Source organism: Pseudonocardia sp. McavD-2-B (assembly GCF_024124365.1).
GTDB lineage: Bacteria > Actinomycetota > Actinomycetes > Mycobacteriales > Pseudonocardiaceae > Pseudonocardia > Pseudonocardia alni.
The window spans coordinates 1-10,387 of sequence record NZ_JAMXSG010000212.1 but is presented as its reverse complement, the minus strand read 5'-3'; the positions used below and the strand labels follow the sequence as shown (position 1 = coordinate 10,387).

Genomic DNA, 10,387 nt, shown 5'->3' with positions numbered 1-10,387 from the left:
CCCGCTCCCGCCGAGCTGGACACGCCGGAGCCGGTGGGCCGGGGCTGAGCCGGGCCGGCTGCGGCGGTCCGCGCCGGGCCGGCTCAGTGCACGACGGGCGCGGGCCGCTCGGCGACCGGGTTCTCCAGTGTCCCGACGCCGTCGATCTCGACGGTGACCCGGTCCCCCGCGGTCATCGGCCCGACCCCGCCGGGGCTGCCGGTGAGCACGACGTCACCGGGCTGCAGCGTGATCCAGCGGGTCACGTGGGCGAGGATCCGCGCGACGTCGAAGATCATCGCCCCGGTGTCGGACTCCTGGACGGTGCGGCCGTTCAGCGTGGTCCGCAGCCCCCACGGCCCCGCGCCCGGCTCGGTCTCGATCCACGGCCCGAGCGGGCAGAAGGTGTCCGCGCTCTTCGCCCGCGCCCACTGCCCGTCGGCGCGGTAGTCGTGCGCGGTGACGTCGTTGGCGCAGGTCAGGCCGAGCACGTGCGACCAGGCGGTGCGTTCGTCCAGGTCACGGGCCCGGCGGCCGATCACCACCGCGAGCTCGCCCTCGTACTCCAGCCGTTCCACCCCGGCCGGGCGCAGCACGGGCTCCCCCGGTCCGACGACGGCGTTGGGCGCCTTGAGGAACAGCGCGGGCCGCTCCGGGCGGGGACGCCCCTTCTCGGCGAGCTGGCAGGGGTAGTTGCTCCCGACGCACACGATGGTGCGGGGGTCGCAGGGGGCGAGCAGGACGACCTCGGCGAGCCGCCCGGCGACCGCCCCCGGTCCGGACGGGCCCAGCTCGCGGACGACGTCGCCGTCGCCGCCGGTCTCGACCCGCCCCGTGCGGGGGCCCTGGCCGGAGTCGTAGCGGACCAGTCGCATCCGCTCACACCGTCCCGGCCGGGCCGAGTGCCTCGCGCACCAGCTCCAGCGGGTGCCAGGCGGTGCGCCCGGCGCCGTGGAAGATCTGCTGGCGGCAGGAGACGCCGGTCGCGGCGACCAGGGTGTCGGCGGACTCGGCGTCGATCGCCGGGAGCAGCCGGTCCCGGCCGACCTCCATCGAGGTCGCGTAGTGCTCGGCTTCGAAGCCGAACGAGCCCGCCATCCCGCAGCAGCCGGAGTCGATCTCGGAGACCTCCAGCCCGGGGATGCGGCGCAGCAGCGCGAGCGTCGCCGCGGTCCCGACCTCGGCCTTCTGGTGGCAGTGCCCGTGGTAGACCACGCGCCGCCCGCTCAGCGCCGAGCGCTCCGGCAGGACCAGGCGGCCGTCGTCGAGGGCCTCGACGAGCAGCTCCTCGACCTGGCGGACCCGCTCGCCCACCGACCGGGCCTCGGCGCTGTCCGGGAGCAAGGCGAGGGTCTCGTCGCGCAGGGTGAACACGCACGACGGCTCGCAGCCGACGATCGGCGCGTCGGCCGGTGTGTCCCGGGCGAGCGAGGTGACCAGGCCGGTCGCCTTGCGACGGGCGTCGTCGAGCAGTCCCTTGGACAGGCTGGACCGGCCGCAGCAGCCGCCGCCGGCCAGCTCGACCCGCCACCCGGCACGCTCCAGCAGGCCGATCGCGGCCCGCCCGATGTGCGGCTCGGTGAAGGTGGTGAACGAGTCGGCCAGCCATACGACGGTCCCGGCCGGTGCGGCGGCCCGCGTGAGGTCACGACGCCGGTACCACCGCACCAGGTTGTCCCGGTCGAAGCGCGGCAGCGGGCGGCGCGCGGTGATCCCGACGGTCCGCTCGGCGAGCCGGCGCAGCACCCCGACCCGGCCGGGCAGGTTGGACAGCGGCGCGGTCGCCGACCCGAGCCGGTTCAGCGTGCGGATCGCACCGAACAGCCGCGAGCGCAGCGGCGTGCCGTGCACCGCGTGCTGCTGGTGGAGCGCCTCGGCCTTGAGCGAGGCCATGTCCACGCCCATCGGGCACTCGCTCTTGCAGGCCTTGCACATCAGGCACAGGTCGAGGATCTCGTGCAGCCGCCCGTCGGCGAGCCCGGCGGCCGGGTCCGGCTCGGACAGCGCCTTGACCAGTGCGTTCGCCCGGCCGCGCGTGGAGTGCTCCTCCTCGAGCGTGACCTGGTAGGACGGGCACATCACCCCGGCCGTGGTCTTGCGGCACAGGCCGATGTTCATGCAGCGGTCGGCGGCGTCGCGCATCCCGGTGGCGCCGGGGCCGCCGATCACCTCGAACGACAGCGCCGTGGTCAGCCGCGGGGCGGGCGGCAGCGCGTCGCGGTCGCGCAGGTTCTCGGTCATCGACGGGGCGTCGACGATCTTGCCGGGGTTCATCACGTTCCCCGGGTCGAACAGGGCCTTCACCCGGCGCATCGCCTCGTACAGCTCGTCGCCGAAGATCTCGCGGTTGAACTCCGAGCGCGCCAGGCCGTCGCCGTGCTCGGAGGAGTTCACGCCGCCGTACTCGGCGACCAGGTCCTTGATCCGCTCCGCGACCCGGCGCATCGTGGCGACCTGGGCCGGGTCGGTGAGGTCGACGAACGGGCGGATGTGCAGGCAGCCGACCGAGCAGTGGCCGTAGAACCCCGCCTCGAGACGGTTCTCGTCGAGGATCTGCTTGAACCGCGCGGTGTACTCGGCCAGGTGCTCGGGGGCCACCGCGGTGTCCTCGACGAAGGCCAGCGGGCGCCGGGTGCCCTCCCCCGCCGCCATGAGCAGCCCGAGGCTGGACTTGCGGACCTTGAGCAGCGCGGCCTGCTCGGCGGGGGTGACCAGCTCCAGGGTGTGGTAGCCGTGGCCGTGGCGCTCCCAGAGCGCCGCCAGTGCGCGCAGCTTCGCCACCAGCCCGGCCTCGTCGTCGCCGGAGAACGAGACGAACAGGAGCGCGGCCGGGTCACCGACGAGGTGGTTGCCCAGGTCGGCGTACTCGATCTTGCGTCGGGACAGGTCGAGGATGGTCCTGTCCATCATCTCGACCTGGTGCGGATCGCAGCTCAGCGCGTCGGCGGTGGCGGAGATGGCGCCGTGCACGGTGTCGAAGTGGCCGACGGCGTAGACCGTCCGCGCGGGCTTGGGCACCAGGTCGACGACGGCGCGGGTCGCCAGCACCAGCGTGCCCTCGGCGCCGACGACGAACGTCGCCAGGTCGAACGTCCCGGACTCCGCGAAGCCCGCGAGCCGGTCCAGCCGGTAGCCGCAGGCCCGGCGCCAGAACAGCGGCATGCCCGCGGCGATCGCGTCCTCGTTCTCCGTGACCAGCGCGGGGAGCTCGCGGTAGAGGGCGCCCTCCAGGGTGTCCGCGGCGGCGCGACGACGGCGCTCGTCGGCGTCGACGGGTTCCAGCCGGGCGGTGGAGCCGTCGGACAGCACGACGTCGAGCGCGCGGACGTGGTCGATCGTCATGCCGAAGGTCAGCGACCCGCTGCCCGCGGAGTTGTTGCCGATCATCCCGCCGATCGTGGCCCGGTTGCTCGTGGAGGTGTCCGGGCCGAACATGAGCCCGTGCGCGGCCGCGGCCCGGTTGAGCTGGTCCTGCACCACCCCCGCCTCGACGACGGCGGTGCGCGCCACCGGATCGAGCTCGACGATCCGGTTGAGGTGCCGGGACAGGTCGAGCACGAGCCCCGGTCCGACGGTCTGGCCGGCCAGGCTGGTGCCGGCACCGCGCGGGACGACCGGCACGCCGAACTCGGCCGCGGTGCGCACGGCCGCGGCGACGTCGTCGTGGGTACGGGGGAAGACCACTCCGAGCGGGGTGATCGCGTACATGCTCGCGTCACGGGAGAAGAGGTGGCGGCTGTAGTCGTCGAAGGCGACCTCGCCGGTCACCCGGGACCGGAGCGTCTCCTCCAGACCCGGGACGGCGGTGGTGGCGGTGGCGGGACGGGTCAGCTCGGCGGTCATGGGGGGCGTCCTCTCGCGACGGTGCGGGGGCGGTCGGGGCGGGTCAGTCGGTCTGCAGCCGCTCCAGCGCCGCGTCGAGGCCGGAGCCCGCGACCGGCACCCCGGCGAGACCGAGGCCCATCTGGACACCGGCGAGGGTCCCGGCCAGCGTGAGGTCGTTGAACGCACCGAGGTGGCCGATCCGGAAGATCCGCCCGGCGAGGCGGCCGAGACCGGCGCCCAGCGACATGTCGAAGCGGTCGAGGATCACCGCGCGGACCTTGTCGGCGTCGACGTCGTCGGGGACGAGCACGGCGGTGAGCGCGCTGGAGTACTCGCGCTCGTCGAGGGCCAGCACCTCCAGGCCCCACGCCCGCACCGCGGCCCGGGTGGCCTCGGCGTGGCGGGTGTGGCGGGCGAAGACGTTCTCCAGGCCCTCGTCGTGGAGCAGGCGCAGCGCCTCCTTGAGCCCGTACATGAGGTTGGTGTTCGGGGTGTAGGGGAAGAAGCCGCGCTCGTTGGCCGCGAGCATCGGGCCCCAGTCCCAGAAGGTGCGCGGCATCGTCGCGGTGCGGGAGCGCTCCAGGGCCTTGGCGCTGATCGCGTTGAAGCTCATCCCCGGTGGCAGCATCAGCCCTTTCTGCGAGCCGGCGACGGTCACGTCGACACCCCACTCGTCGTGCCGGTAGTCCATCGAGCCGAGCGAGGAGATGGTGTCGACCAGCAGCAGGGCCGGGTGGTCGGCGGCGTCCATCGCGGCGCGGATCTCGGCGACCCGGCTGGTGACACCGGTCGAGGTCTCGTTGTGCACCACGCAGACGGCGGCGATCCGGCGGCCGGTGTCGGCGGCGAGCCGCTCGGCGACGACGGCGGGGTCCGCCCCGTGCCGCCAGTCGCCGGGCACGAGGTCCACCCGGAGCCCGAGCCGGCCCGCCATCTCCTGCCACAGCGTGGCGAAGTGCCCGGTCTCGAAGCACAGCACCGTCTCCCCCGGGTTCAGGGTGTTGACCAGGGCCGCCTCCCACGCGCCGGTGCCGGTGGCCGGGTACATCACGACCGGGCCGGTGGTGCCGAAGACCGGGCGGACGTCGCGCAGCAGCTCCGTCCCCAGCGCCTGGAAGTCCGGACCGCGGTGGTCGATCGTCGCGGCCGACATGGCGCGCAGCACCGAGTCCGGCACGTTCGTCGGGCCGGGGATCTGCAGGAAGTGCCGACCGGCTGCGTACGTCATGAGGTTCTCCACGCTCGGTGACCGATGGTTCCGGATGGCGGAATCCGGGTCTCGCGCTGATGACGGTATACCGTCTACAGTCTGCCGTCGAGAGGGTGCTGCAGGGCCTTCCCACATCCCGACGGGCGGCATCGACGCCGCTTGACGGGCGTGTGTGATCCTGCTGATACTCGGGATATCGAATTCGTTTTCCGCATTGCGGAAAATGCGGCCCGGCGACGTCGCGCGGACCGCGTCATCAGTTCCTGTCTGCGTCAGTGCCGACCCCAGAGGAAAACGATGTCCATCGAACTCATCACCATCGTGGCACTCGCCCTGGTGTTCCTGATAGCGACGATCCTCCCGGTCCACATGGGCGCGCTGGCCTTCGTCGCCGCGTTCGTCGTCGGCACGGCGTTCGTCGGGGAGGACACCGACGACATCGTCGGCGGGTTCCCCGGCGACCTGTTCGTGATCCTCGTCGGCGTGACCCTGCTGTTCGCCATCGCCAAGGGCAACGGGACGGTGGATCGCCTGGTCCAGCTGGCGGTACGGGCCGTCGGTGGCCGGATCGCCCTGATCCCGTGGGTCATGTTCGGCGTCACCGCCGTCCTGACCGCGGTCGGCGCCGTCGTCCCCGCCGCGGTCGCCATCATCGCGCCGATCGGCATGGGATTCGCCCAGCGCTACAAGATCAACCCGATGCTGATGGGCCTTCTCATCATCAACGGGGCGAGCGCCGGCGGCTTCTCGCCGATCAGCATCTTCGGCAGCATCGTGAACGGTGTCGTCGCCCGCAACAACCTGCCGAGCAATCCGGGACTGCTGTTCTTCTCGTCGTTCGTGTTCAATCTCGCGCTCAGCATCGTCGTGTTCCTGATGTTCGGCGGGCGGGAACTGCTCCGCCGTTCCCGGGATGCCGCGGGATCCTCGGGCGCCGGCGACGACCGGGTCGCCGTGGCCGCCGAGCCGGGCACCTCGCTCGCCCTGGGCGGCGGCGCCGTGCCGCACGGCCGGTCACGGACGGTCACCGGCGGGGCCGGGTCGGGTGGGTCCGGGGCCGCCGATCCGGTCGGCCCGGACGACGACGAGCCGCACCGCCCGCTCGAACGCGACCACGTGTTCACGATCCTGGGCCTGGTCGCCCTGGCCGTCGGCGCACTCGCGTTCGGCCTCGACGTCGGCTTCACCGCGCTCACCGTGGCCGCGGTCCTCTCGATCATCTCGCCGTCGTCGGCCAAGGCGGCCGTCGGGCAGGTCGCGTGGCCGACGGTACTGCTGATCTGCGGGATCGTGACCTTCGTGTCGCTGATGGAGCGGGTCGGCACCATCGACTGGCTCGGCACCCTCGTGACGACGATCGGGTCCCCGCTGCTGGCCGCGATCATCATCTGCCTGATCGGCGCGATCGTGTCCGCGTTCGCCTCGACCACGGGCATCCTCGGCGCCCTGATCCCGCTGGCCGTGCCGTTCCTGCTCGCCGGCGAGGTGGGCGCGGTCGGCCTGATCATCGCGCTGTCGCTGTCGTCGTCGGTGGTGGACTCCTCGCCGTTCTCCACCAGCGGGGCGCTCGTCGTCGCGAACGCGCCGGCCGACCAGACAGACCGGGTGTTCCGCGGGCTCATGATCTGGGGCTTCAGCATGTGCGCGGTGGCACCGCTGCTGAGCTGGCTGATCTTCGTCGTCCCCGGCTGGGGCTGATCCGGTGCCGGGAACGGGAGCAGGCCCGGGCGGCGGCGTCCAGTCCGTCGTCCGGGCCTTCCGGATCCTCGACGTGCTGGCCGAGGCGGACGGGGAGCTGTCGATCAGCGAGCTCGCCGTGGCCGTCGACCTGCCGCAGCCCACGATCCACCGGATCGTCGCGACCCTGCGCGAGCTCGGCCACGCCCACCAGGTCACCAACCGCCGCTACACCCTGGGGCCGCGGCTGATCGGGCTCGGGGACCGGGCGTCGCGGGTGCTGGGGGTGCGCGCCGGGGACGACCTGCGTGCGGTGGCAGAGCGGTTCGGCGAGACCGCCAACATGGCCGTGCTCGACGGGGAGCGCGCCGTCTACACCGCGCAGGTGCCCGGTCCGCACTCGATGCGCACGTTCACCGAGGTCGGGCGACGGGTGCCGCTGCACAGCACCGGCGTCGGGAAGGCGCTGCTCGCCCAGCTGCCCGCGCCCGCGGCCCGGCGGCTGCTGGGCTCCACCGGGCTGCCCGCGGCGACCGGCCACACCGTCGTCGACCCCGACCGGCTGCTCGAGGAGCTCGACCGCATCCGCCGGGCCGGGTTCGCCGTGGACGCCGAGGAGCAGGAGGTCGGCGTGTTCTGCGTGGCCGTCCCGCTCGCCGGGGTGTCCAGCCCGGCGGCGCTGTCGGTGTCCGGACCGATCCACCGCTTCGGGCACGACCGTGTCGCCGAGGCGGCCGCCCTGCTGCGGGCCGCCGCCGACGGCATCGGCGGGACGCTCGCGTGAGCGCCGACCGGAGCTCAGGCCCCACGCCGGCGGGCGAGCCACTCCTCGGACTCCGGCGTGCCGCCGTCGAGCCGGTCGACGAGGTCGAGCAGGAACGACGTGTGGCCGTGCTCGGTCAGGGCCCGCTGCGCGACCTCCGGGTCCCCCGCCTCGACCACGGCGAGCAGCTCGCGGTGCCGCTCGACGTTCTCCAGCAGGGACTCGCGACGGGCGGTGCGGTTCATCGCCATGCACAGCTGCATCTGGAACGACAGCGCCCGGTAGGCCTCGGTCAGCCGCGAGTGCCCGGCGAGTGCGACCAGCGACAGGTGGAACTCGAACTTGTGGTGCAGGAACCGGCTCTCGTCGCCGGCCCGGCCGACCTCCTCGAACGCCGCCAGGGCCGCCCGGCAGCGCTCCAGCCGCTCGGGCACCCGCACCGGCACGCCGAGGCGGACGGCGAGTGCCTCCAGGTCCTCGCGCAGGGTCACGATCTCGTAGACGTCGTGCCGGGTCAGCGTGCGCACGGTCGCGCCACGCCGCGGGTGCGCGACGACCAGGCCCTCGTGGGTCAGCGTCTGCAGCGCCTCACGCAGCGGCGGGCGGGAGACCCCGAGCCGCTCGGTCAGGCGCGCCTCGACCAGCCGCTCCCCCAGCGCGAGCTCGCCGGAGAAGATCATCGCGCGCAGGGCGTCGGTCGCCAGCTCCGCCATGGACGGCGGCGCGACGATCCGGCCACCGGTACCCGCGTGCACCGCCGTCACCGCACCCACCTCTCCCGTACTTCCGTATACCGTATATCACGGCCGATGCCGACGACCCCGGAGGGCTGCCGATGCAGACCGACCCACCGCTGACCGGAGTGCTCGTACTGGAGGTGGGGGCCTTCATGGCCGCGCCGTTCGCGACGATGCAGCTCGCCGACCTCGGGGCCCGGGTGGTCAAGGTCGAGCCGCCGGGCACCGGCGACCCGACCCGTTCCGCGGGCCCGTTCCTCGACGGCGAGAGCTCCCCGTTCCTGCGGCTCAACCGCAACAAGGAGTCCGTCGTCCTCGACCTCAAGGACGAGCGGGGCCGCGCCGCGTTCCTGGCCCTGGTCGACCGCGCCGACGTGGTGGTGGAGAACCTGCGGCCGGGCGCGATGGACCGGCTCGGGCTCGGCTACGAGGCCCTGGCCGACCGCCGTCCGGAGCTGGTGTACGCCTCGGCGTCGGGCTGGGGTGTCGACGGTGCGGCCGCGACACGGCCGGGGCTCGACATCATGGCGCAGGCCGCGAGCGGGCTGATGAGCGTGACCGGGGAGCCCGACGGCGACCCGGTCAAGGTGGGCGTGCCGGTCTGCGACCTGGTGACCGCGCTCTACGTGGCGCTCGCGGTGACCGCGGCGCTGCGCGAGCGGGACCGCTCCGGAACCGGTCAGCACATCGACGTCTCGCTACTGGAGTCGGGGGTCTCGCTCGCGGTGTGGGAGGCCGGCATGTATCTCGGCGACGGGGAGGTGCCCGCGCGGCAGGGCTCGGCCCACCAGCGCTACGCCCCCTACCAGGCCGTCCGCACCCGCGACGGGCACGTGACGGTCGGCGCGAACACCACCCGGCTCTGGACGTCGCTGTGCGCGGCGCTCGGGCTGGAACGCCTCGAGCGCGATCCGCGCTTCGCCGACCCCGGCTCGCGGCTGGCGAACCGGGTGGCGCTGATCGACTGCATCGAGACGGTCACGAGTACCCGGTCGTCGTCCGACGTGCTCGCCGCGCTCGACGCGGCCGGGGTCCCCTGTGCGTCCATCGCCGGCTACGACGAGGTCTTCACCGACCCACTGCTCACCGGCCGGGACTTCTTCTGGGACGCCCCGCACCCGACCCTGCCCGCGGTCCGCCAGCTGGGGTCGCCGATGCGCTTCTCCCGCACCCCCGCGCGGCGGGGCACCGCCGGGCCCCCGCTCGGCGCGGCGACCGACGACGTCCTCGCCGAGCTGTCCGACCCCGCCCGCGGGGGCCACGCGTGAGCCCGGAGGTGACCGCGGAGCTCGCGGCCGGGGTGCTCACCGTGACCTTCCGCCGTCCCGAGCGGCGCAATGCCCTGACCTGGGGCATGTACGAGGGGCTGGTGGCGGCGTGCGAGCGGGCCGACGCCGACCCGGAGGTCCGGGCGCTCGTCGTGCGCGGCGAGGGCGGCCGGGCCTTCGCCGCGGGCACCGACATCGGCCAGTTCCGCGCGTTCACCTCGGGCGCCGACGGGGTGGCCTACGAGCGCCGGGTCACCGCCGTGCTCGACCGGGTGCGCGCGGTCGGCGTGCCCACCGTGGCCGCGGTGGCCGGGTACTGCGTCGGCGGCGGGCTGGGCATCGCCTGCGCGGCGGACCTGCGCATCGCGACGCCCGGGTCCCGGTTCGGCGTGCCGATCGCCCGCACGCTGGGCAACTGCCTGTCCGCGCGGACCCTGGACCTGATGGTCGAGGCCCTGGGCCGCCCGCTGACCGCGGACCTGCTGCTCACCGCGCGGATGCTGGAGGCCGAGGAGGCCGCGCGGGTGCCGGGGTTCCTGCACGCCGTCGTCGACGACCTCGACGCGGGGCTCGATGCGCTCACCGGGCGGCTCACCACCGGCGCGCCGCTGACGGTCTGGGCGACCAAGCGGCTGCTGGACGACCGGTCCGCCGACGACACCGCGGTGGTCGACCGGGTCTACGGCTCGACCGACTTCCGCACGACGGTCGCCGGGTTCGGGCAGGGCGGCACCCCGAGCTGGACCGGGACCTGATCCGGGGCTCCGGTCCGCCGTCGGACCGGTGACCGGGGCCGGCGCCGGGCCGTCGGGCCCGAGTGGCGGGTCCGTGGGGCCCGAGTGGCGGGTCCGTGGGGCCCGAGTGGCGGGTCCGTGGGGCCCGAGTGGCGGGTCCGCCGGGCCCGGAGGGCGGTCAGCGCCGCCGCAGC

Annotated in this window: 8 protein-coding genes; 4 read left to right on the top strand and 4 right to left on the bottom strand. The window is 74.0% G+C overall.

The window, feature by feature from the left end; genetic code table 11:
- Window positions 1-83: 83 nt before the first annotated feature.
- From NH602_RS22715 to NH602_RS22705, 3 genes are read right to left on the bottom strand one after another with little or no spacing between them, the layout of a single operon-like run.
- Window positions 84-854, bottom strand: a complete 771-nt coding sequence (locus tag NH602_RS22715; RefSeq protein ID WP_073574312.1) for a fumarylacetoacetate hydrolase family protein — start codon at window positions 852-854, stop codon at window positions 84-86.
- Between the two features lie 4 nt (window positions 855-858).
- Window positions 859-3,822, bottom strand: a complete 2,964-nt coding sequence (locus tag NH602_RS22710) for an FAD-binding and (Fe-S)-binding domain-containing protein (protein WP_179762315.1) — start codon at window positions 3,820-3,822, stop codon at window positions 859-861.
- Between the two features lie 43 nt (window positions 3,823-3,865).
- Complete coding sequence (locus NH602_RS22705) at window positions 3,866-5,032, bottom strand: alanine--glyoxylate aminotransferase family protein (RefSeq protein WP_100880556.1); 1,167 nt, start codon at window positions 5,030-5,032, stop codon at window positions 3,866-3,868.
- 279 nt (window positions 5,033-5,311) lie between these two features.
- Here NH602_RS22705 and NH602_RS22700 point away from each other — a divergent pair, with 279 nt between their 5' ends.
- Window positions 5,312-6,712, top strand: a complete 1,401-nt coding sequence (locus tag NH602_RS22700) for an SLC13 family permease (RefSeq protein ID WP_253068856.1) — start codon at window positions 5,312-5,314, stop codon at window positions 6,710-6,712.
- 4 nt (window positions 6,713-6,716) lie between these two features.
- Entirely contained in the window at window positions 6,717-7,475 is a 759-nt protein-coding gene (locus tag NH602_RS22695; RefSeq protein ID WP_179762314.1) for an IclR family transcriptional regulator, read from the top strand.
- A 14-nt stretch (window positions 7,476-7,489) separates the two neighbouring features.
- Here NH602_RS22695 and NH602_RS22690 read toward each other — a convergent pair whose 3' ends face one another.
- Window positions 7,490-8,218 carry a GntR family transcriptional regulator gene (locus NH602_RS22690; protein WP_374210250.1) on the bottom strand — a complete coding sequence of 243 codons (729 nt, stop codon included), beginning with the start codon at window positions 8,216-8,218 and terminating at the stop codon, window positions 7,490-7,492.
- 71 nt (window positions 8,219-8,289) lie between these two features.
- Here NH602_RS22690 and NH602_RS22685 point away from each other — a divergent pair, with 71 nt between their 5' ends.
- Window positions 8,290-9,459, top strand: a complete 1,170-nt coding sequence (locus NH602_RS22685) for a CaiB/BaiF CoA-transferase family protein (protein ID WP_100878177.1) — start codon at window positions 8,290-8,292, stop codon at window positions 9,457-9,459.
- Entirely contained in the window at window positions 9,456-10,214 is a 759-nt protein-coding gene (locus tag NH602_RS22680) for an enoyl-CoA hydratase (protein ID WP_073574318.1), read from the top strand. The genes NH602_RS22685 and NH602_RS22680 overlap by 4 nt, the downstream gene beginning before the upstream one ends.
- The last annotated feature ends 173 nt before the right edge of the window (window positions 10,215-10,387 follow it).

Bases quoted from the DNA above. Each gene is read 5' to 3' on its own strand.
- NH602_RS22710 (WP_179762315.1), bottom strand. From the start codon at position 3,822: ATGACCGCCGAGCTGACCCGTCCCGCCACCGCCACCACCGCCGTCCCG.
- NH602_RS22685 (WP_100878177.1), top strand. From the start codon at position 8,290: ATGCAGACCGACCCACCGCTGACCGGAGTGCTCGTACTGGAGGTGGGG.
- NH602_RS22700 (WP_253068856.1), top strand. From the start codon at position 5,312: ATGTCCATCGAACTCATCACCATCGTGGCACTCGCCCTGGTGTTCCTG.
- NH602_RS22705 (WP_100880556.1), bottom strand. From the start codon at position 5,032: ATGACGTACGCAGCCGGTCGGCACTTCCTGCAGATCCCCGGCCCGACG.
- NH602_RS22715 (WP_073574312.1), bottom strand. From the start codon at position 854: ATGCGACTGGTCCGCTACGACTCCGGCCAGGGCCCCCGCACGGGGCGG.